The following is a 23,242-nucleotide window of genomic DNA, read 5'->3' as shown; positions in this document are numbered from 1 at the left end:
ATCATTCGGCCTCAAAGAGCCCTGATTTTCCGCCCGATTTCATCAACAAGCGGATGCCGCCGATTTCCATCGTTTTCTCGACGGCCTTGACCATATCATAGAGGGTCAGCGCGGCGGTCGAAACGGCAGTGAGCGCTTCCATCTCGATGCCCGTTTGGCCAGTCGTCTTGACGGTGGCTTCGATGCGAACGCCGGGCAGTTCCGCGTCAGGCATAAGTTCAACCGAAACCTTCGTGATCGGTAAGGGATGGCAGAGCGGGATAAGTTCTGAAGTCTTTTTCGCCCCCATGATACCTGCGAGCCGTGCAACAGCAAGGACGTCGCCCTTTTTGGCGCGGCCTTCGGTGATGGTGGCTAATGTTTCGGGAAGCATTTTGACGTAACCCTCGGCGGTGGCGACACGGCTGGTGACGGCTTTGTCCGAAACATCCACCATATGCGCGTGGCCTGCGCCGTCGAAATGGGTCAGGTCTGCCATTACATCCCCATCGGCATCAGTGGGTTGGCAAGCAGGTTCTTGGTGGCTTGGGTCACATCATCGTGCCGCATCAGGCTCTCGCCAATCAGGAACGAGCGCGCGCCATAACGGGCCAAATCGGCTAGATCCTCGGGCGTTGTAAGGCCGCTCTCGGATACGATGCGACGCCCTGCGGGCACCAGCTTCGCAAGCGAACGCGAGACGTCGAGGCTGGTTTCAAATGTCTTGAGGTTGCGGTTGTTGATGCCGATCAGCTCGGACTTAAGCTCGGACGCACGGGCGAGTTCGTCTTCGTTGTGAACCTCGATCAGAACATCCATGCTCCAAGATTTCGCAGCATCTTCAAGCTCTTGGGCCTGTGTGTCGGACACGCTGGCCATGATGATCAGGATACAGTCGGCATGAAGCGCACGGGCCTCGGCGACTTGATATGTGTCGTACATGAAATCCTTGCGCAGGGCAGGGAGCTCTGTTGCGTCGCGTGCTTCTGTAAGGAAGGACTTCGCACCTTGAAAACTGGGCGTATCAGTTAGAACAGACAAACAGGCCGCGCCGCCTTCTTCATAGGCTTTGGCAAGGGTGGCTGGATCAAAGTCCTCGCGAATTAACCCTTTGGACGGGCTGGCTTTTTTCACCTCGGCGATCAGGCCATAGCCCTTGTGCGAAGCCTTACGCAGGGCTGCTGCAAACGGTCGCACCGCTGGGGCAGACTTCGCTTTGCTTTCGACCTCGGAGAGAGGAACAGCGGCCTTGTCAGCCGCGATTTCCTCAAGTTTATAGGCTTTGATTTTGTCTAAAACTGTACTCATGGGACCTGTTTACGCATTGCTTGGATGGCGGGCAATGATAAAGGCACCAAAATACCCGCACAGGTGTATATTTTCTCTAACCGACAATGGGATAGTGGCTAGAGGCCGGACGTGATTTCCGCAAGTTTGATCAGCTTTTTGATGGCTCTTCCGCTATCAATGGAGTCCACTGCCAGCGCCACGCCATCGCGAAGGGTTTTGGCCTTGCCCGCGATCACCAGTGCTGCGGCGGAGTTCAACAAAACGGCATCTCTATAGGCCGATTTCTCGCCCGCCAAGAGTGCCGCAAGCGCGTCGCCGTTTTCCTTGGGCGTGCCGCCCGTGATTTCCGAGAAAGGATGTGTCGGCAGGTCGGCATCCTCTGGGCGGATTTCGAATTCGTTGATAGCGCCGTCCTTCACCTCGGCGACCCAGCTTACGCCTGTAATCGAGAGTTCGTCGGTGCCGTCGCATCCATGCACAAGCCACGCGCGCTTGGTTCCGAGTTGCAAGAGCGTTTCCGCCATCGGGCGCAGCAACTCGCGATTAAATGCGCCGGTAAGTTGGTATTTCACACCCGCAGGGTTCGTTAGCGGGCCGAGAATATTGAAAATCGTCCGCGTCCCAAGTTCGGCCCGTGTCGGCATAACGTGTTTGGTGGCAGGATGGTGCATGGGCGCCATCATAAAGGCGATCCCCGCTTGCGAGAGCGCCTTTTCGACGACCTCTGGTCCAACCATGACCTCAACACCGTTCTCGGACAGAGAATCCGCGGCACCCGAGTTTGACGAAAGCTTGCGATTGCCGTGCTTTGCGACGGGCACGCCAGCGCCAGCGACAACGAATGCCGAAGCGGTGGAAATCTGAAGGGTTGGCTTGCCTGATCCGCCCGTTCCGACGATATCGATCGCACCCTCTGGCGCTTTTACGGCGTTGCATTTCTCGCGCATGACCGAGGCCGCAGCCGCGTATTCGGTCACGGTTTCCCCGCGGGTCCGCAGTGCCATGAGAAAGCCGCCGATCTGGCTGGGTGTGGCCTCTCCGGTAAAGAGGATTTCAAACGCTTTGCGCGCTTGATCAGGCGTCAAAGAGCCTTCGGCGGCGGCGTTAATGAGGGGCTTCATGGCTTCGCTCATGCGACGGCGCGCTCCTGTGTCGAGGGTAATAAATCAAGGAAGTTTTTAAGGAGGGCATGTCCATGTTCGCTGGCGATGCTCTCCGGATGAAATTGAACGCCGTGGATGGGCAGGGTTGCGTGATGCAGGCCCATGATCGTGCCATCTTCTAGCCGTGCATTGGCAACAAGTTCGGCGGGCAATGTCTCGGGGTCGACAACCAATGAGTGATAGCGCGTGGCCTCAAACGGGGAAGGAAGCCCCGCAAACACACCAGAGTTATCGTGATGCATCGTTCCCATCTTACCGTGCACGATCTCATGACAGCGCACAACATCGCCGCCAAATGCAGCACCGATGGATTGGTGCCCCAAGCAAACGCCCATCAACGGAAGCTCCACATCCGCAGCGGCCTTGACCATATCAAGGCAAACGCCCGCTTCGGTCGGCGTACAGGGACCAGGGGAAAGCAGCACCGCTTCGGGCCGCAGAGCGAGGGCCTCGGTTGCGCTCATGTCGTCGTTGCGGATAACGCGGACATCTGCGCCCAACTCGCCCAAATAATGGACAAGGTTATAGGTAAAGCTGTCATAATTATCAATTAACAAGAGCATTTGCGCACCTTTAGCAATTAGGGGTGATCCCCCGCCGTCATCGCGGTATAGTTGTTCAGAGAGCCACCCAAGGGTCAAGGCCTAAACCCGTGTTTTTAGCTGTGTGTAGCAGCGATGAATACGGATATAGACGTGAAAAACATGGGAAAAATGGCCGAATGAGCAAGCCAGTAAAGGCAAAAGGACGGGATCAATGCTTGGATTAATTAAAGGGGCGATTCTTGGGATCGCCTGCGCCCTGATTGTGATTTCACTCATGGTGATTTTCGGACCCAAACCAGAGACTGGCGATGTTTCGCAAACGGATGCAGCGCAGGAAGTTGTTGTTGAAAGTGCCTCACCTGATGCGCCCCAAGCCTCAGAAGAAGAGACAACCGAAGCAGGGACCAGTACGGATAGCCAAGTCGAGATGTCCGATAAGCCCGCGGATCAACCCGAAAGCACACAAGAAGCGCCCGTTCCGACACAGGAAACCGCTCCTGTTGAAGCAGATAAAGACATCACACAGCCCCCCGCGCCAGAAGCAGATGTGCCAGCGCTAGAGATCGCGCCGCAAGACGATGCGCAGGACCTTCAGATCGAAATGCCGCAAATTCAATCGAATGCCGAAGCAGAAGATGCTCCGCCCGTGGGGCAATTCGAAAGCCCCGGCGCGCCGCGCGCTTCGATCAAACGAGAGGTTGATTCTTCGACTTTTGGCAATAAGGTCGGCAACCTGATCGACCAAGAGGCCCAAACAGCCCGCGCTACTGTTCGCACGGATCGTCTGCCGAGTATCGGTGATGACGGCAACGAAGAGATCGTTCAGAACATTCCAAACGCGCTGCGCGACAATGCCGTTTCGTTTGCGGCTTCGGGGCAACCGTTGATTAGCATTCTTGTCCTTGAGGGCATCGACCGCACCCATGACGCTGCGCGTCTCGAAATCCTAACGGATACGGGCTTCCCTGTGAGCGTCGGCGTGAACCCGTCCACCGAAGGGGCTGCGGAGCGCGCCGAGGCCTATCGCAACATCGGTGCCGATGTCGTGATCCTGTCAGACATCCCCGCACAAGCCGCGCCACAGGATGTGGAAGTGACGCTAGGAGCCTATTTCTCAATCCTGCCCGATGCCGTGGCCGTTATGGAAGTGCCAGCAGGAAGCGGAGAGGGCAATCGCGTTCGTTTGGGGCGTAACCTGCTTCAGCACATCGTTGCAGTCATGGAAGCAGAGGGACTTGGCCTTATCGCCGAGCAAAAGGGGCTGAACTCCTCGGTACAACTCGCGAACCGCGCGGGTGTCCCGAATGTTCAGGTCTTTCACGATATTACTGCGGAAGATGCGCAGAACGGGCTGCGTACGATCTTTAATCGTGCAGTGTTCCGCGCCACCCAGACGGGTGCATCCGTTGTGACAATCCCTGGCGATGCAGAGTCGCTTAGCGCGCTTCAGGCTTGGGCGCTTGCTGATCGACCACCATCTGTTCAGATCGCACCGATTTCGGCGGTCTTGCGCGGTGTTGCGTCCCAATAGGACACAAGCCGTTTACGAATTTCCGCTGCGGGTAAAGAGACCTGCATCCGCAGCGGCAGCACGTATCGCCTTGGATTTATTGACGGTTTCCATATATTCGGCCTCTGGATCGCTGTCATACACAACCCCTCCACCTGCCTGAATATAGAGTTTCTCATCCTTCACCACGGCTGTGCGCAGGGCGATACACATATCCATATCGCCATTGGCCGCAAAATATCCGCAGCCCCCGCCATAAACACCACGCTTCTCAGGCTCTAGCTCGTCGATAATCTCCATTGCGCGCACTTTGGGTGCACCGGAAACCGTTCCCGCAGGCATCCCCGCAAAGAACGCCGAGAGCGCGTCCTGATCGTCGGCCAACTCGCCCACAACGTTTGAAACGATGTGCATTACGTGGCTGTAATGCTCGACCACGAAGTGCTCGGTCGGTTTGACAGTTCCGATTTTGGAAACCTTGCCCGTGTCATTGCGGCCCAGATCCAAGAGCATCAGGTGCTCTGCCAGTTCTTTCTTGTCGGCCAGCAAATCTGCCTCTAGTGCGCGGTCTTCTTCGGGAGTTTTGCCACGTGGGCGGGTGCCCGCGATCGGGCGGATTGTGACTTGTTTATCAAACACACGCACGAGAATTTCAGGGCTCGCTCCGATCACCTGAAAATCGCCGAAGTTGAAGTAGAACATGAACGGCGACGGATTCGTGCGGCGCAAGCTTCGGTAAAGCGCGAAAGGCGGGAGGGGGAAATCCTGTGTCCAGCGCTGGCTAGGAACGACCTGAAAGATGTCGCCCGCACGGATATATTCTTTGGCCTTTTCGACGGCGTCCAAATACCCTTGATGCGTAAAGTTAGAGGTCAGTTCGCCCAGATCCGCTTGCGATCCAAGATCACGCGTTTCGCCTGGCATTTGACGCTCGAGATCGCGAACGGCGTCCATCACACGCTCGGCGGCCTGCGCATAGGCGGCTTTGGCCGATTGTCCCGAACTCGCCCAAGCAGGCGACACAACAGTAACCTCGCCCTTAACCCCATCCAGAACCACAACAACCGATGGGCGGATCATGACGGCATCGGGCAGGCTGAGCGCATCCGGATTCATATTAGGCAGGTGCTCAACGAGGCGGATCATATCATAGCCAAGATAACCAAAGAGCCCCGCCGCAGCGCTCGGCAACTCAGCAGGCATCTCAATCCGGCTCTCTTCGATGATCTGGCGCAGCGCGGTCAGGGGCTCATCGGAGCAGGGGGTAAACGCATCACGATCATAACGCGCCTCGCGATTGAGGCGGCTGGTGGTGCCGTCACATTCCCAAATAAGGTCGGGCTTCATCCCGATAATCGAGTAGCGCCCACGCGTCTCGCCGCCTGTCACACTCTCGAGAACAAAGCTGTCTTTGCGCCCCTGTGTGAGTTTCAGCATCAATGAAACGGGCGTGTCCAGATCAGCCGCAAGACGGGTAAAAACCACTTGGTTCTTTCCTGCTGCATAGCCGGCTTCAAAGCTCTCATATGTCGGCGTGAGTGACACGGGCAACTCCTCGGATGTTCGCAAAACGGCCCCATTGAGGAGCCGCTAAAGAGGTAAGTGTTATTATTGCGGGAAGTTCGAGTGAACCGCTGTAATAACGGCCTGATTGATGGTCAGACCTGCATCAGTCGTCAGCTTCGCCGCAACGGATGTGAAGATGTCATTCGAGATGGATTGTGCCATCTGTTGCTCAAGACCTTCTTTCATCGCGACCACTTCGAGATTGTCCAGATCAGGACCCGCCTTGCCGTTGAGCTGCACCAGAATAACGCTGTCTTGGTATGGGATGACATCAAATTCATCTACATCAAGCGCAAACACTCGTTCCATGAAGTCTTCTGGTGTTCCATCAACGTAAGAGGTGCGTGTCAGGTCGGTTTCGATTGTGATGACCACATCGGTTGCATCGGCGGTGCCATCTGCGCGCAGGTTTGCCTTGAACTCGTCAGCCATCGCCATGAGTTGCTCGCGGACCTGCTCGGTGCGCCATGCGGCGGATACTGCTGGACGAACATCGGAGAGGTCTTCGACTTGCTCTGGCAAAACTTCGTCCAACCGCAGCGCAAAAACACCGCCGTCGTCCAACGGAATTGCCTTTTCAAAGTCTCCGTCCTGAACGGCCGCTGCTGCTTCTCGGAACGCTTCGTAGCCTGCGATTCCTTCGCTCATGTCATCGGACCAATCGATGGTTCCAAGCTCAAGGTCTGTCTCGGCGGCCAGTTCCTCGAGTGAGTTACCACCCGCAAGAAGATCGTCGATATCGTTGAGGCTATCACCGATTTTACGGCTGGCAGCATCCATTAGAAGCTCCGAACGCAGCTCTGGAAGGGCCTCTTCAAAGGTTGTGACATTGGCTGTTAGAATAGCGTTCATACGGAAAAGTGCGGGGCCTGTTTCTGTCTGAATGGGGCCGACAACTGCGGGCTCTTCGAGTGCGAAAATTTCGTCGGCAGCCGCGCCGAGATCGGCTCTTGTTGCTTCGCCAAGGTCAATATCGGAGAGTGTTAGGCCACGCTCTTGGACAAGATCACCAAAGGTTGCCTCGTCGTTATCCAGACGCGCCTTGGCGGCTTCGGCTTGTTCAACACTAGGGTAGGCGAGACGCTCAACCATACGGCGCTCGGGGACGTTGAATGTGTCCGCACGGTCGTCATAAAGCTTGCGCAGATCCTCTTCTGGAACCTCAATCGTGCCCACAAGATCATTGGGCGTTACCCACGCATAGGTGATACGCTTTTTCTCGGGACGAGTGAAATCCTCGGGATGTGCGGCGTGATAGGCCTCTAGCTGCTCGGTTGTCGGCTTGGCGATCTCTTGTTCGAGGTTGGATTCATCCAGAACCGCCCAAGTGAAACTGCGGCGACCCGCAATATATTCCATCGCCAAATCCGAAAGGGCTTCTGGTGTTACAACACCTGTCACGAGGGATTGCTGATAGATATTGCGCGCGGCTTCTGTACGTAGAGTCTCTTCGTATTCAGCTTCGGTGATACCGTTGCGTTGGAGATAGAAATCATAGTCCTGACGGCTAAAACTTCCGTCCAGACCTTGAAAAGTAGGCTGTTCCTGAAGGGCGCGGGCGACGAAATCATCCCCGACCGAAATCCCGAGATTGGCAGTTTCGTTGTCGGTTGCCGCCGTCGCGTAGAGCTGCTGACGCAGGTTCTGATCGATCCCGAATTGCGCCGCCATCGACAGTGTGACCTGCTGGCCGAACTGTTGCGAATAGCGGTTCAACTCGTTGTTCAACGCGCGGTAATATTCGTCAGCGGTTACTTCGGTTTCGCCCACTTTGGCCATCGGAGTTGCCCCGCCGCCAAAATTCGTGATGCTGAACCCTGCGAGGCCCACAATCAGCCCGATAATCAGAACCCACACAAAGAACCGAGAGACTCCGCTGCTGCCACCAATCGCCATGTTTTGTACCCTTTTTCATTCGTTGCAGAATGTTTAGGGGTTTGGTCCAACAGGAGCAAGAGCCGAAGCTAAAACCCGCACAAAAGTTAGAATTTTTGCGCCGCGAGCCGTTCGTAAAGTGTGGAAATTCCGTGTTTATCGATATTGGCGAAGGCCACACGAACCTCTGACGCGCCTATCGTTTCGGAAGCCGCGCGGAACATCGTTCCCGGAAGCAGCAAAACACCCGCGTTCTGCACCAGTTTCTTCGCTAGATCAGGCGAGGAAATCGCGTAGGGATGGCGTATGTATGCGAAGTACGCACCCGCGCCGAGCAATTCCCAGCCAAGCGCCTCCAGCGCAGGGAACCCTTCGACAATCGCCGCGCGGCGGCTCAGGATTTCCTGACGCTCTCCCGCTAGCCAGTCATCGAGATTTTCGATTCCCCAAAGCGCGCCGATCTGGCCAAGTTGGTTCGGACAGATCGCGACCGTATCGAGGAACTTCTCGACCTCGTGATGGAATTCAGCGCTCGCGATAATTGCACCAACGCGGTGGCCCGTGAGACGGTAGGATTTGGAGAACGAGTAGAGCGCGATCACGGTGTCCGACCAATCCGGATCACTCAAAAGGTCATGCGCCGCGCCGCTTACGCTATGAAAATCGCGATAGGTTTCGTCAACAATCAGCGCCAGCCCGTTTTCGCGCGCAAGATCGCGGAACTGCGCAATGAGTTCTGCGGGATATTCAACGCCTGCGGGGTTGTTGGGGCTTACCAACACAATCGCTTTGGTGCGCGCAGTAATGAGCGCGCGGGCTTGGTCAGGATCGGGAAGAAGGTTCGTCGTGGCGGGCAGGGGCACGGCATTGACGCCCTGCATTTCGCACCACATCTGATGGTTGAAATACCACGGTGTGGGGATGATAACCTCATCGCCCTTTTGTGTTAGGCAGGCAATCGTGGCTGCGAAGGCTTGGTTGCAACCCGCTGTAATCGCGATGTTTTCCCGCGAGACCGTTCCTTGATAAAGGCGTGCCCATCGTGCCGCCAGTGCTTCACGAAGATCATCGCGCCCCAAAACGGCACCATATAGATGAGCGTCAGGCTGATGGAGGATCGCGTCGGCCATGGCTTGCTGCATGGCGGGCGGTGGCGTTTCGACGGGGGCGGCTTGGCTGACGTTGATGAGCGGTCTGTCGGCCGGAAATTCAACCCCGTCAAGCCAACGGCGCGCTTCCATGACTGGGGGCGCGGCGGTACCGGCCATCGCGGGGTTCAGGGGGAATTTTAGCGCGCTCACGTTAGTCTTTGCCACGGTAGGGTTCGACGTACTGAAGAGCCATATCCCAAGGGAAGAAAATCCATGTATCCTGCGACACCTCGGTAATAAACGTATCAACCATTGGGCGGCCTTTTGGCTTGGCGTAAACGGTCGCGAAATGGGCCTTGGGATATAGCTTGCGCACAAGCTCCAATGTGCGGCCGGAATCAACCAGATCATCCACAATCAGGATACCTTCGCCGTCGCCCATAAGTTCGGCGTCCGGTGCCTTAAGGACCTTCGCTTCGCTTTGTTCCTGATGATCGTAGGACTTAACCGAGATCGTATCGACTGTGCGAATGTCCAATTCACGCGCCATAATCATCGCGGGGGCCATCCCGCCGCGCGTGATCGCAACAACAGCACGCCAGCCGCCAGTTTTTGGGCCTTCGCCATCAAGACGCCATGCCAGCGCCCGCGCATCGCGGTGGATTTGGTCCCAGCTAATGTGGAAGCCTTTTTCGTGTGGCAAACGGTCGGTCATGGCAGGTCTCTCCTGGTTGCAAGCAGCAATAAGGGGTTAGTGTGTAGATCAGGTTAAAGCGATTTTCATTCCTAGAACCCCAAGCAAACCACCAAAGATCCGGTCGATTGTGCTTTTCAGGCTCAAGTAGGAGCGGCGCGTCGTTTCGAGCGAAAATATCCGCCCGACAATAATATTCCAAGCGGTTTCGTTAAGGAACACAATCGCCAAAAGCGCAATTATCACACCAGCGCCCGCATCTGCGGGCACCGTGCCCAGAAAAATCGCTGCAAAAAGAATGGCTGGCTTGGGGTTGGCGAGCTGAGTGAACAGTCCCAGAACCACACCGCGCAGAAGGCTGGGGGCGGTGACAGATTCAGAGGTGTTAAGGGGCGTGTCGGCCTGTTTGAACAGTTTGAAAGCCATATAGATTAGGAATGCGCCCCCCAGAACCTTGAAACCGATGAGCAACATCGGAGCATAGGCAAAGAGGAGCGACAATCCGAAGAGAGCAGCCGTTGCCCAGACGACTCCGCCAATCCCGATGCCGATTGCGACGCCGGTTGCGGCGCGAAAACCGTGCGTTACGCCCGTGCGAGCAGCCATCAATACCGAGGGCCCGGGGCTGATGGCAGCCATGAGGTGCAAGAGCGCAACTGCGATAAAGGCGGAGAGCGCCACTATTTACGACCTGTCACAGCGTCGATATCAGGCGCATCGACAGCTTTCATACCAACAACGTGATAGCCCGCGTCGACGTGCAGGTTCTCACCTGTGGTGCCGGAGCCAAGATCGGAGAGCAGGTAAAGCGCTGCCTTGCCGACTTCTTCTTGGGTGACGTTGCGGCGCAATGGTGAGTTGAGCTCGTTCCATTTGAGGATATAGCGGAAGTCGCCAATTCCGGATGCCGCGAGGGTCTTGATCGGGCCGGCGGAAATTGCGTTAACACGAATACCGTCCTTGCCGAGGTCCTCTGCGAGGTATTTTACGGAGGCCTCAAGTGCTGCCTTGGCAACACCCATGACGTTATAATGCGGCATAACTTGCTCGGCGCCATAATAGGTCAAGGTAAGCATGGAACCACCGGGGTTCATGATTTTTTCAGCGCGGTTCGCGATTGCGGTGAAGGTGTAAACGGATACGTCCATCGTCATGTTAAAGTTCGCTTGCGACGTATCCACGTACCGCCCGCGCAACTCGCCCTTGTCCGAGAAGCCAATCGCATGCACGACGAAATCAATCTTGCCCCAGACTTTCTCGATTTGTGCGAACATCGCATCCAGAGACTCTGCATCCGTTGCGTCACAATCAAACAGTTGCGTCACGCCAAGGGACTCGGCCATCGGCTCTACGCGCTTCTTGAACGCTTCGCCCATATAAGAGAATGCAAGCTCTGCGCCATGCTCGGCACAGGCCTTTGCGATGCCCCATGCGATAGATTTGTCATTGGCCAGCCCCATGATAAGGCCACGTTTACCGTCCATCAGTTTCATTTTTATTTCCTAAAAATTATTCGCCCCAGCGTTCTATTGCATTAAGCGATAGACAGAGTTGCATCAAGTCTGTTGGCATGGTCCAAGGAGAGAACATCGACAAATTTGCGAGGCCATCATGACGGAATCACGGGAAATTTTTTCAGGAGATAATCCTTTCGAGATCGCGCAGCGGTGGCTCTCCGAGGCCGAAAAGACCGAGCCAAACGATCCGAACGCGATCGCGCTAGCGACGGTTGATGAGACCGGAATGCCAAATGTGCGCATGGTGCTCTTGAAGGAAATAGAGCCTGATGCGTTTGTGTTTTATACCAATTACGGCAGTTCCAAAGCCAAAGAAATAGAGCATTGTGGCAAGGCGAGCTTTGTCCTGCACTGGAAATCTCTGCGCCGTCAGGTTCGCGTGCGCGGACACGTTAAACGTGTGGAAGGGCCGCAAGCAGACGCATATTTTGCCAGCAGATCCCTTAAGAGTCGGCTCGGCGCGTGGGCATCTGAACAGTCTCAGCCGCTTGAAACTCGTGCCGCTTTAGTCGCAAAAGTTGCAAAATTGACGCTACGGAAGGGTCCTAATCCACCGCGCCCACCGTTTTGGGGCGGATTTCGGCTCATTCCGACCGAGTTCGAGTTCTGGGCTGATGGGGAGTTTCGACTCCATGATAGGTTTAGATGGACACGAGAAAGCACTGATTCTGATTGGGAAATTTCGAGACTCAACCCATGATTGTGCTATAGATTCGCTGCAACGTAGCGAAATACATCCTATTTTACCTCTTGCAACATTGGGCATGTTTGCAGACAAAGGGGTCGGGCAGGACTAAAATTTAGGCGCCTTTTTGGCGTAATTGGGATGAATGATAATAGCTTAATCGGACGAATAGTTCGCGGACACGTAAAGTGGTTCGACCCTGTAAAAGGATTTGGTTTCGTCGTGTCGCAAAACGGTGGACCAGATATCCTGTTACACGGCAATGTGCTTCGTAATTTCGGACAAAGCTCGGTTGCAGAACTGGCTGGAATCGAAATCGAGGTTCAAGACACAGAACGCGGCGCTCAAGCCGTGCAGGTTCTGGCGATTTGGCCGCCAGAAGGTAGAAACGCGTCGGAGGCGCCCTCATTTAATCTACCTCCCGCTACGGACGCACCTTTGGTGCCTGCGCGGGTGAAGTGGTTTGACAAGGCCAAAGGATTTGGCTTTGCGAATGTCTTTGGGTACTCTGATGACGTATTTGTTCATGTCGAGGTGTTACGCCTTTCTGGACTTGCGGACCTTCAACCCGGAGAGGCAGTTGCCTTGCAGGTGGTCAATGGCGAGCGAGGCCAAATGGCGGCGTCTGTCACCTCATGGGAGGCGGTATTAGCCAGCGATTTGTAAATAGAAAGCGTATGACCCTGTTTCGCGACGCGGGCAGGGCAGCGCAAGTTACTGTGCGGCGCGTGATCGCATCATGGATCCTGTTGGGGCTGACTGCTTCGGCGGGATTTTCTGCATGTGCGCCTGATATTCTGGACCTGCGCGGTTCTTGGGGGCAGGCGCAGTTCCAGATCGAGATCGCGGATACCGATGCTTCGCGCGCGCAAGGTCTGATGCATCGCACCGAGATGCCCCGAATGGCGGGGATGCTGTTCGTCTACGATTCGCCGCGACCGATGGCGTTTTGGATGCGCAACACGCTGATTCCCCTCGATCTGTTGTTCATCGCCCCGAGCGGAGAGATTCTCTTGGTTCACGAGCAGGCGATTCCCCTCGACGAGACCCCGATTCCGGGGCCGGACGACGCAATTGCAGTGCTCGAAATCAACGGCGGCATGGCCAAGACCCTTGGAATTCGGGCTGGTGATGAAGTCCGACACATTTTTTTCGATCAATTTTCAAATTCTTGGCCTTGTGATGCGTCTTAGGGCTTTTCATTCCCGTTGCCGCTGTTTAAGAAGCGCTCAGTCGGGGCGTAGCGCAGCCTGGTAGCGCGACGGTTTTGGGTACCGTAGGTCGCAAGTTCGAATCTTGCCGTCCCGACCATCTCAACAGAAAATCTAGTTAAAGCGCCTTCGGGATTCGCAGGGCAGCTATCACATTTTTGTAACGCTTTCATGAATCGCGTCTGTTCGGGCGCGCCTAAAGCTTAGGCAGTTGTGCTTCTTGGGCCACCTCCGAGCGATCTGCCTTAATTGCATTTCATTTGAATGCTGAGAAGCCGATCTGGCCTGTGGATAACTTCATGCGTTTGTTTAGGTGACTTCTCTAACGGGCGCTAATTTATTGAGAAAAACGCGCGATCGTCGCGCAAGTCGTTGATCTGAAATTTTAACCTTTAGAATCAAATCGGCGTGCCACATTTTGAGGTCCTTAGTCCGTCAACGAAAAAAAGCCGTGGATAACTCAAATATTTGCGTTGACCCAATAGGCGCTTATACGCCACCTTGTGGGTGCTGGTCGGGGATGCCACAAGATTTAGTGGTGGATCGGCGAAAGGGACTACAGAGAACCATACGCACTTCTTTTTGCGAAGTAATGCAAAACCCTTGGGCTTGTACCTCAAGGGACGGGTTTTCTTTAGCTTTCGTCACCGACTGGCACGAGTTTACACGCTGAAGACCGACTCGCGAGATTCGGACCAGTTATTCAAATGACCAAATGGGTTAGGCACGGGGCAAAACGATGAAGATAGAACGCAAGTTTACCAAATCCGGAAAAGATGCATATGCGGACATCGAGTTCACCGAGACTGCCTCGGAAATCCGCAATCCGGACGGTACCATTGTGTTTCGTCTTGATGACGTAGAAGTTCCAGCAAAGTGGAGCCAAGTCGCAAGTGATGTGATCGCCCAGAAATACTTTCGGAAGGCTGGCGTGCCTGCGGCTCTGAAGAAGGTTAAAGAAAAAGACGTTCCAGAATTCCTCTGGCGCTCGGTTCCAGACGACAAAGCCCTCGAAGCCCTCCCAGAATCGGCCCGCACAGGCGGCGAGATCAGCGCCAAGCAGGTGTTTGACCGTCTTGCTGGTGCATGGGCGTACTGGGGCTGGAAAGGGGGCTACTTCACCTCCGAAAGCGACGCACGCGCATACTATGACGAGATGCGCCATATGCTCGCGAGCCAACGTGCTGCACCAAATTCCCCACAGTGGTTTAACACTGGCCTTCACTGGGCTTATGGGATCGACGGTCCGGGCCAAGGGCACCACTACGTAGACTATAAAACAGGCAAGCTAACTCTATCGAGCTCCGCATATGAGCACCCACAGCCACACGCGTGCTTTATCCAGTCGGTTGGCGATGATCTTGTGGGTGACGGCGGCATCATGGACCTTTGGGTGCGTGAGGCGCGTCTATTCAAATACGGATCCGGGACAGGAACCAACTTCAGCTCACTCCGCGCCGCTGGTGAGAAACTGAGCGGGGGCGGTAACTCCTCTGGTCTTATGGGCTTCCTCAAGATCGGCGACCGCGCTGCGGGTGCGATCAAATCAGGCGGCACAACACGCCGCGCTGCGAAAATGGTGATCGTAGATGCCGACCATCCTGATATCGAAGAATTCATCGACTGGAAGGTTCTAGAAGAGCAAAAAGTGGCGTCAATCGTTGCTGGCTCCAAAATGCACGAAGAGAAACTGAACGCGATTTTTGAGGCGATCAAGCTTTGGGATGGAGCCGTTCAGGATGCGTATGAGCCCAAGAAAAACGTGGGCCTGAAGCAAGCTGTTCGTGCTGCGAAAAAGGTTGCAATTCCAGAGTCTTATGTGAAGCGCGTGCTTGACTATGCGCGCCAGGGATACGACAGCATTGAGTTCCCGACATATGATACTGACTGGGACTCCGAGGCCTATAACTCTGTATCCGGTCAGAACTCCAACAACTCAATCCGTGTAACAGATGCGTTTTTGAAGGCCGTAGAAGAAGACGCCGATTGGCATTTGCTAAACCGTACCGATGGCCGCGTTTCAAAAACTATCAAGGCGCGCGATTTGTGGGAAAAAGTTGGCCACGCCGCATGGGCCTGTGCTGATCCAGGCATTCAGTACCACGACACGGTTAACGCTTGGCATACCTGTCCGGAAGATGGCGCCATTCGTGGCTCGAACCCATGCTCCGAGTATATGTTCCTTGATGATACGGCCTGTAACCTCGCTTCGATGAATTTGTTGACCTTCCTCAAGGACGACGAATTCCAAGCCGAAGATTACATGCACGCCACACGCCTCTGGACATTGACGCTCGAAATTTCAGTCACAATGGCGCAGTTCCCGTCAAAAGAGATCGCGCAACGTTCCTATGACTTCCGCACGCTGGGTCTTGGCTATGCGAACATCGGTGGTCTTCTGATGAACATGGGCTATGGTTATGACTCGGATGAGGGCCGCGCGCTCGCGGGTGCTTTGACGGCGATCATGACGGGTGTGGCTTATGCAACTTCGGCAGAGATCGCGAGTGAGCTTGGCGCATTTGCGAAATACGAAAAGAACGCAAAGCACATGCTGCGCGTCATTCGCAACCACCGCACCGCCGCGCATGGCAAAACAACCGGATATGAAGCGCTGGATATCAAGCCGCTCGCTTTGGATCACGCGAATTGCCCCGATCAGCGTTTGGTTGAGCTGGCGAAATCCTCATGGGACGAGGCGCTTGAGCTGGGCGAGAAGCATGGTTACCGCAACGCGCAGGTTTCGGTTATCGCGCCGACGGGCACGATTGGCCTCGTTATGGACTGCGATACCACAGGGATCGAACCAGACTTTGCGCTCGTGAAGTTCAAGAAGCTTGCGGGCGGCGGTTACTTCAAGATCATCAACCGCTCCGTACCTGCAGCGCTGGAAAAACAGGGTTATACCTCTTCGCAAATCGAAGAAATCGTAAGCTATGCGGTAGGACACGCCAGCATTGGCAACGCACCTGCGATCAACCACACCTCGCTCGTTGGTCATGGTTTTGGCCAAAACGAGATCGATAAGATCGAAGCCGCGTTGCCAAGCGCGTTCGACATTCGCTTCGTGTTCAACCAATGGACACTGGGCGAGGAGTTCTGCACCGGGACACTCGGTATTCCGGCCGAGAAGCTGAATGATCCGAATTTTGACCTTCTCCGTCATCTTGGATTTAGCAAAGCCGACGTTGAGGCCGCTAATGATCACGTCTGCGGAACCATGACCCTCGAAGGGGCGCCGCACCTAAAGGAAGAACACTACTCGATCTTTGATTGCGCCAACCCATGCGGCAAAAAAGGTAAGCGTTTCCTAAGTGTTGATAGCCACATCTACATGATGGCCGCGGCTCAGAGCTTCATCTCGGGTGCGATTTCCAAGACTATCAACATGGCAAATGACGCAACCATCGAGGATTGCCAAAAGGCCTATGAGCTGAGCTGGTCGCTTGGGATCAAGGCCAACGCGCTCTATCGTGATGGCTCTAAGCTTTCGCAACCTCTGGCGGCGTCGCTTGTCGAGGATGACGAAGACGCGCAAGAGGTTCTCGAAAGCGGTTCCGCACAAGAAAAAGCGACCGTTCTGGCCGAGAAAATCGTAGAGAAGATCGTCGTTAAAGAGATCATCAAATCCCACCGTGAGAAAATGCCTCAGCGCCGCAAGGGTTACACCCAAAAGGCAAACGTTGGCGGGCACAAAGTCTACCTGCGGACGGGTGAGTATGAGGATGGTAATCTCGGTGAAATCTTCATCGATATGCACAAAGAGGGGGCTGGCTTCCGCGCGATGATGAACAACTTTGCCATCGCGGTATCGGTTGGGCTTCAATATGGTGTGCCACTTGAAGAGTTCGTCGACGCATTCACATTCACCAAGTTCGAACCCGCCGGTATGGTTCAAGGGAACGACAGCGTGAAGAGCGCGACCTCCATTCTGGATTATATCTTCCGCGAGTTGGCGATTTCCTATCTGGATCGCACCGACCTTGCGCATGTGAAACCAGAGGGCGCTAGCTTTGACGATATCGGTCGTGGCGAAGAAGAAGGCGTTGCAAACGTTCAGAATGTAAGCGATGAAGCGGCCTCCAAGTCATTGGAAGTGTTGAAACAAATCAGTTCAACCGGTTACCTGCGCAAGCGCGTACCACAGGAACTTGTGGTACTTCAGGGTGGCGCAGGGGCGATGGCGCTTGCCGATGCTCAAGATCCAATGGCGACGCTTCAGACACTCGTTCCAGAAATTTCCCAGTCCACAGCAGCGACTGCGATGACAACCACGGTTGTGGGAAGTGCTTCTGGCCAAATGGACGCACGTTCCAAGGCGAAAATGCAGGGCTATGAGGGTGATCCATGCGGCGATTGCGGCAACTACACATTGGTTCGCAACGGCACATGCATGAAATGCAACACTTGCGGCGGAACGTCAGGGTGTAGCTAAGAATTCCGACCTTCGGGTCGGCGAGTTCCGGGGCGGGTGCGCTCGCCCCAGACGCAGATCAGGCCGCAGGCAGAATACCGGGCGGTACGAATGATGAGCCTGACACGCGAAACTGGGGAGCCTTTTGGGCTCCCCTTTTTATTTCTACTTCTCGGCGCCGCGCCCAAGGGCCGCAACACCTGTACGCGCAGTTTCCACAAGACCAAGCGGACGCATCAAGTCGGCGAAAGCATCGATCTTCTCGCTCGTGCCCGTCATCTCAAAAATGAAACTGTTGAGGGTGCTATCCACCACATTTGCGCGGAAAATGTCGGCCAAACGGAGCGCCTCGACGCGCTTTTCACCGTTTCCAGAGACCTTGAAGAGCGCAAGTTCACGTTCAACGCTTGCGCCTTCGACCGTAAGGTCATGCACGCGGTAAACGGGAACAATACGGCCAAGTTGCGCCTTTATTTGCTCGATGACCTGCGGTGTTCCCGAAGTCACGATCGTAATGCGCGAGCGGTGATTTTCGTGGTTAACTTCAGCGACCGTCAAGCTGTCGATGTTGTACCCGCGTCCCGAAAACAGGCCAATGACCCGTGCCAAAACACCCGCTTCGTTATCAACAACACAGGCAAGCGTGTGGGATTCAACCACATCGGCATTCGGGTCCTTGAGGTCGTAGGCCGAATGCTTGGATGTGCCTTTTTTAATTTTTAGAACAGACATTTATCGACCTTTCTTAAACCAGTACGGCGCCGGAGTCGCCAATCGCATCTTCGGTGCTCGCATCGCCCATAAGCATCTCGTTATGCGCTGCGCCTGACGGGATCATGGGGAAACAGTTCTCATGCTTTTCGACCAGACAATCAAAGATCACTGGGCCGTCATAGTTGATCATTTCCATGATCGCATCGTCCAAATCCGCAGGGTCAGAGCAAATAATGCCCTTGGCTCCGAATGCTTCGGCGAGCTTTACGAAATCAGGCAGGCTCTCGCTCCATGAATGGCTGTAGCGTTCGCCGTGTAGCAATTCTTGCCATTGGCGCACCATTCCCAAACGCTCGTTGTTAAGAATGAACTGCTTTACGGGCAGGCGGTATTGCGCGGCGGTACCCATTTCCTGCATGTTCATGAGCCAGCTCGCTTCGCCGGCAACGTTGATCACAAGGCTCTCAGGATGTGCAACCTGAACGCCAACGGACGCCGGAAGGCCATACCCCATGGTTCCCAATCCACCAGAAGTCATCCAGCGGTTCGGGTCTTCGAATCCAAGAAACTGCGCGGCCCACATCTGATGTTGTCCAACCTCGGTTGTGACATAGCGATCATATTTTTTCGTAAGCTCTTCAAGACGTTGGAGCGCATATTGCGGTTTGATCGTCGTCTTGGATTGCTTGTAGGAAAGGCAACGTTTGTCGCGCCACTGGTCGATTGTCGTCCACCATTTCTTGAGTGCCGCCGCGTTTGTTTTGCGTCCGCGGGCTTTCCAGATTTTGAGTGCATCCTCAAGAACATGGCCGATGTCACCCAATATGGGCACATCTACGTGAATGACCTTGTTGATCGAGCTTGGATCAATGTCGATATGAACCTTCGCGCTCTTGGGGCTGAACGATTTGATACGTCCCGTAATCCGGTCATCAAAACGCGCGCCGATATTTACCATAACGTCGCAGCCGTGCATGGCCATATTCGCTTCGTACAGCCCGTGCATCCCCAACATTCCAAGCCAGTTTTTGCCTGATGCGGGGTAGGCACCCAAGCCCATGAGAGTGGAAGTAACCGGAATATTCGCAGCATCCGCCCACTCACGAAGCAGTTGGCTCGCGGCAGGACCAGAGTTGATAACGCCGCCGCCAGTATAGAATACCGGACGCTCCGCTGTTTCGAGCAGTTCAACCATCGCGGTGATGGCTTCTGTGTCGCCCTTCAGCTTAGGTTGGTAATGGTCAACTTTGGCCTTTTGCGGTGGGGTATATGTACCTGTGGCAAACTGAACGTCCTTGGGAATGTCGACCAACGTCGGTCCGGGGCGACCAGAAGTTGCAACGTGAAACGCTTGGTGCAGCGTATTGGCCAGCTGATCAGTGTCTTTCACCAGCCAGTTATGTTTCGTGCAGGGGCGCGTGATGCCAACCGTATCGGCCTCTTGGAAACCATCGGTCCCGATCATGAATGTTGGAACCTGCCCAGTCAGAACGATCAACGGGATGGAATCCAATAACGCATCAGTCAGGCCCGTTACTGCATTTGTCGCGCCGGGGCCAGAAGTTACCAGAACAACGCCCGGTTTGCCGGTGCTGCGCGCGTATCCTTCGGCGGCGTGAACGGCACCTTGTTCGTGGCGCACAAGAATATGGCGCACGTCGTTTTGCTGAAAAATTGCGTCATAAATAGGAAGGACAGCACCACCAGGATAGCCAAAGACGGTGTCAACGCCCTGATCCTTGAGGGCTTGAACAATCATTTCTGCGCCGGTCATCTGCCGTGTCATGTCTCTCTCCGATATTTCGTGCTTAGCACGCCCTTGTTTTTGCTACAAAAAAGCCCTCGGAAAGTTCCGAGGGCGCATGGGTTCCAATATGGTTTACCGTTACCGGCCCATGCGCGAACTTCTGACTAGAATGACAACAGAAAACATTGCCGAGGCTCCTTTGCGTGTCCGGAGACATTATCACGCAGAAAAGAGGCGTCAACACCGAAAATCCAGTAAAAGTGTCGTTCAGGGCTGGAAATCTTGCGTATAATTACCAAAAGGGACCAGTTTTTGGAATTTTCGCGTCTAACTCGAGTTTGCGAGGGTACTAATCACACTTTCCGCGCTATTCGTTGCCTTCTGAATATTTTCGGCGAGTGTTTTGACCTCTCCTGCAATCACGGAAAAGCCACGGCCCGCTTCACCTGCGCGTGCAGCTTCGACAGAGGCGTTGAGTGCCGTGAGGCGGACCGAAGTTGAAATCTTGCGAATGTCGTTCACAGCGGCGGCAAGTGTTTGGCGCGCACTGTCGAGATCGCCTTTTTGCGCGTCGAGATCAGCAGAGAGTACGTCGATAAGGTGGCTGGTGCAGTCAAATGAGGTGGGGAATACCTCATTGTAGAACTGTTTCGCTTCATGAAATTTGGGCGGATTGTCATTGGAAAGGCGCTCCGCAAAGCGAGAGATTGTTTCGCCACAGGCCAAGAGCCGTTTGCGCTGTGCGTCGTTGTTTGCGGCGTTCTGGCGAAGCCACGCGAGCTTTTCCTTGGAGAGGTCAAGTGGGTTCGCGTTCCCATAGAGCATATCGAGAGTTGCTTGGTATCGATCGCGATAGGTGTGGAATTCCTTGATCGCTTGGGCGCGGTCGTCACTCTCTGGGGCGGCGACAATCGCCATTGCGCGCTGACAAAGCTGCAGGCCATTGACGCGCGTTAATGTGATTTGATCAAGCAGCGCGCGATCACTTGTCGGCGCTTTTTGCCCATCTACGGGGGAAGAGGTGGAAGTCGCGGAGAATTGCAGAGACATATGGATGGCCTTTTGATGCGCGTGATTTAGGGCACCATATGTCAAGGAAATGAAGGCTCGCTTAACGCATATCTAGAAATGCACGCCTGTCCCCTGAAGCACACCATGCTCAAGCGCGTAGCGTGTAAGGCCCGCAGTCGAGCTAATCCCAAGTTTTCTCTTGATATTTTTGCGGTGCGTTTCGACCGTCCTGACGGAAATATCCAGAACGAGCGCAACTTCTTTGTTACTTCGACCCTGAGCCAGTTCGAGTAGGATAGTTTGTTCGCGGCTTGTGAGGGGAATACGTCCGTCGGCGGTCTTGGGCTCGATTGAGGAGCTCGCCCCGGGACAGAGATACTGTGCTCCTGTCATGACGGTATCAATGGCGGCCTTGATTTCTTCGGTGGGGACGTCCTTGAGGATATACCCTTTGGCACCCGCTGAGAGCGCCGTTGAAATATACTCGGGCGTGTCATGCATCGACAAAATCAGGATGCGAATATCGGGGTGTTTTTCGAGCAAGATTTCCGTGGCCGCAAGCCCGTCGATCTTGGGCATGTTTAGATCCAGAAGGATAACATCAGGGTCTAATTCTCCTGTCTTATCAATAGCTTCTTTGCCATTGCTAAGGCACCCCACGACCGAAATATCATCATAGGTTTCGAGGATGGATTGAATCCCTGCGGCGACCATTGGATGGTCGTCTACAATGAGAACCTTGGTGGGGGTGGGCTGTGTCATGTTGTTTCTCTTGCTGGCGTTTCGGGGCTCAGGAGATGGCTGAGCGGGACGTGCACTTCTATGCGCGTGCCTGATGGGGTGGATCGCATTCTGAATGTGCCGTCAAGTTGATCTATGCGTTCCTGCATGTTTCGCAATCCGATACCGTTCTTTACGCGATCTCTTGCATCGTCCGACATTCCGTGACCGTTGTCCGATATTGTCATGGTCGCGCCGTATTTATGGCCGCCCACGCTGATCTTAACATGAGTTGCGCCCGAGTGCCTCTCGATATTGGTCAAGGCCTCTTGCGCGATACGATAGAGCGCGATCTTGCTTTCCTGATCTAGTCGGTTGCGGAAAACTGCGGTCTCGATATCGGTCTGGATGCCGGTGCGGGCGCTGAAATCCTTAATCAGCGCTTGAAGGGCAGGTCCCAAGCCCAGATCGTCCAGCACACCCGGTCTAAGGTCGTGGCTGATGCGTCTGACTTCTTGGATGGCGCCGTTCAGATGGGAAATGCCTGTGTCCAAACTATCCCCTGCGTCCTCGCGGCCAGATTGTAGGCGGCGGCGCGTCAGTTCGAGAGCGTAGCGGACACCAACGAGGATCTGGCTGATGGAGTCGTGAAGTTCGCGCGCCACACGTCCGCGCTCTTCTTCCTGCGTGTCAAAAACCCGCTGTGTAAGGCGTTTGAGCTTGGCGTCGGCGAGGCGTCGTTCCCGCACATTCAGTGTAATGCCCGACATGAACACCAACATCAGAGCGGCAACCGTGATGGCGAGAATATAAACAAATGTTTGGTGTACACGTTTCTCAACCTGCGCGCGCGCTTCGGCGGTGGTGGCGAGCACATCGTCGATAAAGACTCCTGTGCCCACGGCCCAACGCCAATTCTGGAGCCCAATAACATACGTCACGAGCGGGCCCGTTTCCCCCGTCGAGGGTTTCTCCCACAGATAGGTGTGATACCCAGCACCGCTTCGGGCAATAGTGATCAGTTCATCCACGATGGGCGTTCCGTTGACATCCTCAAGCCCCGCCCAGTTCTCGCCGATCAGATAGGTTTGGCGTGGTGACACAAGATTGTTGCCGTCATAATCGAAAACAAAAAAGCTCCCGTCATCGCCATACGTCATTGCCGCAAGGATTTGGGTGACGCGGAGCTTGGCCTGATAATCATCAGGCGCGGCGCGGCCATAGATTGAAAAGAATGCAGATCGCGCGAGGTTCACGTAATTCTTGAGCTCGGTTTTTTTGGCATCGATCAACTCGCGTTCAAGCTGGGCAATCTCATACTCGGCCAGTGAGCGTGACTGTACTGTAACGACCGCCGCAATCGCCGCAGTCGCAAGAATAAGCGGGAGCGTTGCCAGCAAAGACAGCTTGTGCCCGTATCCAAAGTGAATACGCTTTGCCCATTGTGTCCAGTATATTTTGGGAAGTTTCCGCAAGTAACCTGTGCCCTGAAATCCGTGCGAGTCATCTC

20 protein-coding genes and 1 tRNA gene are annotated in these 23,242 nt (G+C 54.8%); 6 read left to right on the top strand and 15 right to left on the bottom strand.

Annotation, left to right across the window (positions count from 1 at the left end):
- Window position 1: 1 nt before the first annotated feature.
- The 4 genes from moaC to ACFE33_RS09455 all read right to left on the bottom strand — a co-directional run bounded on the left by moaC (window position 2) and on the right by ACFE33_RS09455 (window position 2,995).
- The gene (gene moaC, locus ACFE33_RS09470) at window positions 2–478 is read right to left on the bottom strand and encodes a cyclic pyranopterin monophosphate synthase MoaC (protein ID WP_380052669.1); all 477 of its coding nucleotides are present in this window, start codon (window positions 476–478) and stop codon (window positions 2–4) included.
- On the bottom strand, window positions 478–1,287 hold the full coding sequence (gene trpC, locus ACFE33_RS09465; protein WP_380052667.1) for an indole-3-glycerol phosphate synthase TrpC: 810 nt from the start codon (window positions 1,285–1,287) through the stop codon (window positions 478–480). The genes moaC and trpC overlap by 1 nt, the downstream gene beginning before the upstream one ends.
- A gap of 98 nt (window positions 1,288–1,385) precedes the next feature.
- Entirely contained in the window at window positions 1,386–2,402 is a 1,017-nt protein-coding gene (gene trpD, locus ACFE33_RS09460) for an anthranilate phosphoribosyltransferase (protein WP_380052665.1), read from the bottom strand.
- A complete protein-coding gene (locus ACFE33_RS09455; protein WP_380052663.1) occupies window positions 2,399–2,995 on the bottom strand; it encodes an anthranilate synthase component II in 597 nt (198 codons plus the stop codon). Before ACFE33_RS09455 ends, trpD begins: the two co-directional genes overlap by 4 nt.
- Before the next feature lie 193 nt (window positions 2,996–3,188).
- Between ACFE33_RS09455 and ACFE33_RS09450 the strand changes: the two genes are divergently transcribed.
- The gene (locus tag ACFE33_RS09450; protein ID WP_380052661.1) at window positions 3,189–4,508 is read left to right on the top strand and encodes a divergent polysaccharide deacetylase family protein; all 1,320 of its coding nucleotides are present in this window, start codon (window positions 3,189–3,191) and stop codon (window positions 4,506–4,508) included.
- A 12-nt stretch (window positions 4,509–4,520) separates the two neighbouring features.
- Here the strand turns inward: ACFE33_RS09450 and trpE are convergent, their stop codons facing one another.
- The 6 genes from trpE to fabI form a co-directional block, all read right to left on the bottom strand.
- Window positions 4,521–6,032: an anthranilate synthase component I gene (gene trpE, locus ACFE33_RS09445; RefSeq protein ID WP_380052659.1), complete on the bottom strand. Its 1,512-nt coding sequence runs from the start codon at window positions 6,030–6,032 to the stop codon at window positions 4,521–4,523.
- Between the two features lie 63 nt (window positions 6,033–6,095).
- Complete coding sequence (locus tag ACFE33_RS09440) at window positions 6,096–7,949, bottom strand: SurA N-terminal domain-containing protein (RefSeq protein ID WP_380052657.1); 1,854 nt, start codon at window positions 7,947–7,949, stop codon at window positions 6,096–6,098.
- 86 nt (window positions 7,950–8,035) lie between these two features.
- A complete protein-coding gene (locus tag ACFE33_RS09435; protein ID WP_380052655.1) occupies window positions 8,036–9,229 on the bottom strand; it encodes an aminotransferase in 1,194 nt (397 codons plus the stop codon).
- Window position 9,230: 1 nt separating this feature from the next.
- On the bottom strand, window positions 9,231–9,734 hold the full coding sequence (gene gpt, locus ACFE33_RS09430; protein WP_380052653.1) for a xanthine phosphoribosyltransferase: 504 nt from the start codon (window positions 9,732–9,734) through the stop codon (window positions 9,231–9,233).
- A 48-nt stretch (window positions 9,735–9,782) separates the two neighbouring features.
- On the bottom strand, window positions 9,783–10,394 hold the full coding sequence (locus ACFE33_RS09425) for a LysE family translocator (protein WP_380052651.1): 612 nt from the start codon (window positions 10,392–10,394) through the stop codon (window positions 9,783–9,785).
- Complete coding sequence (gene fabI / locus ACFE33_RS09420; protein WP_380052649.1) at window positions 10,394–11,206, bottom strand: enoyl-ACP reductase FabI; 813 nt, start codon at window positions 11,204–11,206, stop codon at window positions 10,394–10,396. Before fabI ends, ACFE33_RS09425 begins: the two co-directional genes overlap by 1 nt.
- Window positions 11,207–11,324: 118 nt before the next feature.
- Here fabI and pdxH point away from each other — a divergent pair, with 118 nt between their 5' ends.
- The 5 genes from pdxH to ACFE33_RS09395 all read left to right on the top strand — a co-directional run bounded on the left by pdxH (window position 11,325) and on the right by ACFE33_RS09395 (window position 17,561).
- Window positions 11,325–11,930 (top strand): pyridoxamine 5'-phosphate oxidase, encoded by a 606-nt coding sequence (gene pdxH, locus ACFE33_RS09415; RefSeq protein WP_380052647.1) that lies wholly within the window; start codon window positions 11,325–11,327, stop codon window positions 11,928–11,930.
- 126 nt (window positions 11,931–12,056) lie between these two features.
- Window positions 12,057–12,581: a cold-shock protein gene (locus tag ACFE33_RS09410; protein WP_380052645.1), complete on the top strand. Its 525-nt coding sequence runs from the start codon at window positions 12,057–12,059 to the stop codon at window positions 12,579–12,581.
- An 11-nt stretch (window positions 12,582–12,592) separates the two neighbouring features.
- On the top strand, window positions 12,593–13,108 hold the full coding sequence (locus ACFE33_RS09405; protein WP_380052643.1) for a DUF192 domain-containing protein: 516 nt from the start codon (window positions 12,593–12,595) through the stop codon (window positions 13,106–13,108).
- A gap of 41 nt (window positions 13,109–13,149) precedes the next feature.
- Window positions 13,150–13,226 (top strand) — tRNA-Pro (locus ACFE33_RS09400).
- Between the two features lie 639 nt (window positions 13,227–13,865).
- The gene (locus ACFE33_RS09395) at window positions 13,866–17,561 is read left to right on the top strand and encodes a vitamin B12-dependent ribonucleotide reductase (RefSeq protein ID WP_380052641.1); all 3,696 of its coding nucleotides are present in this window, start codon (window positions 13,866–13,868) and stop codon (window positions 17,559–17,561) included.
- 144 nt (window positions 17,562–17,705) lie between these two features.
- Here ACFE33_RS09395 and ilvN read toward each other — a convergent pair whose 3' ends face one another.
- The 5 genes from ilvN to ACFE33_RS09370 all read right to left on the bottom strand — a co-directional run bounded on the left by ilvN (window position 17,706) and on the right by ACFE33_RS09370 (window position 23,207).
- Window positions 17,706–18,272, bottom strand: a complete 567-nt coding sequence (gene ilvN / locus ACFE33_RS09390; protein WP_380052639.1) for an acetolactate synthase small subunit — start codon at window positions 18,270–18,272, stop codon at window positions 17,706–17,708.
- A gap of 13 nt (window positions 18,273–18,285) precedes the next feature.
- Window positions 18,286–20,040 (bottom strand): acetolactate synthase 3 large subunit, encoded by a 1,755-nt coding sequence (locus ACFE33_RS09385; RefSeq protein ID WP_380052637.1) that lies wholly within the window; start codon window positions 20,038–20,040, stop codon window positions 18,286–18,288.
- A gap of 288 nt (window positions 20,041–20,328) precedes the next feature.
- Complete coding sequence (locus ACFE33_RS09380; protein ID WP_380052635.1) at window positions 20,329–21,051, bottom strand: methyl-accepting chemotaxis protein; 723 nt, start codon at window positions 21,049–21,051, stop codon at window positions 20,329–20,331.
- Between the two features lie 72 nt (window positions 21,052–21,123).
- Window positions 21,124–21,774 carry a response regulator gene (locus tag ACFE33_RS09375; protein ID WP_380052633.1) on the bottom strand — a complete coding sequence of 217 codons (651 nt, stop codon included), beginning with the start codon at window positions 21,772–21,774 and terminating at the stop codon, window positions 21,124–21,126.
- A complete protein-coding gene (locus tag ACFE33_RS09370) occupies window positions 21,771–23,207 on the bottom strand; it encodes a cache domain-containing protein (RefSeq protein WP_380052631.1) in 1,437 nt (478 codons plus the stop codon). Before ACFE33_RS09370 ends, ACFE33_RS09375 begins: the two co-directional genes overlap by 4 nt.
- Window positions 23,208–23,242: the final 35 nt, after the last annotated feature.

The organism is Falsihalocynthiibacter sp. SS001, from assembly GCF_042445055.1.
In the GTDB taxonomy this organism is placed as follows: domain Bacteria; phylum Pseudomonadota; class Alphaproteobacteria; order Rhodobacterales; family Rhodobacteraceae; genus Falsihalocynthiibacter.
The sequence above is the reverse complement of the archived record's forward strand: the minus strand, read 5'-3'. Positions and strand labels throughout refer to the sequence as shown.

Coding starts and splice junctions, on each gene's coding strand:
- moaC (WP_380052669.1), bottom strand. CDS start 478: ATGGCAGACCTGACCCATTTCGACGGCGCAGGCCACGCGCATATGGTG.
- ACFE33_RS09380 (WP_380052635.1), bottom strand. CDS start 21,051: ATGTCTCTGCAATTCTCCGCGACTTCCACCTCTTCCCCCGTAGATGGG.
- pdxH (WP_380052647.1), top strand. CDS start 11,325: ATGACGGAATCACGGGAAATTTTTTCAGGAGATAATCCTTTCGAGATC.
- ACFE33_RS09375 (WP_380052633.1), bottom strand. CDS start 21,774: ATGACACAGCCCACCCCCACCAAGGTTCTCATTGTAGACGACCATCCA.
- gpt (WP_380052653.1), bottom strand. CDS start 9,734: ATGACCGACCGTTTGCCACACGAAAAAGGCTTCCACATTAGCTGGGAC.
- trpC (WP_380052667.1), bottom strand. CDS start 1,287: ATGAGTACAGTTTTAGACAAAATCAAAGCCTATAAACTTGAGGAAATC.
- ACFE33_RS09385 (WP_380052637.1), bottom strand. CDS start 20,040: ATGACACGGCAGATGACCGGCGCAGAAATGATTGTTCAAGCCCTCAAG.
- ACFE33_RS09405 (WP_380052643.1), top strand. CDS start 12,593: ATGACCCTGTTTCGCGACGCGGGCAGGGCAGCGCAAGTTACTGTGCGG.
- trpD (WP_380052665.1), bottom strand. CDS start 2,402: ATGAGCGAAGCCATGAAGCCCCTCATTAACGCCGCCGCCGAAGGCTCT.
- ACFE33_RS09440 (WP_380052657.1), bottom strand. CDS start 7,949: ATGGCGATTGGTGGCAGCAGCGGAGTCTCTCGGTTCTTTGTGTGGGTT.
- ACFE33_RS09455 (WP_380052663.1), bottom strand. CDS start 2,995: ATGCTCTTGTTAATTGATAATTATGACAGCTTTACCTATAACCTTGTC.
- fabI (WP_380052649.1), bottom strand. CDS start 11,206: ATGAAACTGATGGACGGTAAACGTGGCCTTATCATGGGGCTGGCCAAT.
- ACFE33_RS09410 (WP_380052645.1), top strand. CDS start 12,057: ATGAATGATAATAGCTTAATCGGACGAATAGTTCGCGGACACGTAAAG.
- ilvN (WP_380052639.1), bottom strand. CDS start 18,272: ATGTCTGTTCTAAAAATTAAAAAAGGCACATCCAAGCATTCGGCCTAC.
- ACFE33_RS09395 (WP_380052641.1), top strand. CDS start 13,866: ATGAAGATAGAACGCAAGTTTACCAAATCCGGAAAAGATGCATATGCG.
- ACFE33_RS09450 (WP_380052661.1), top strand. CDS start 3,189: ATGCTTGGATTAATTAAAGGGGCGATTCTTGGGATCGCCTGCGCCCTG.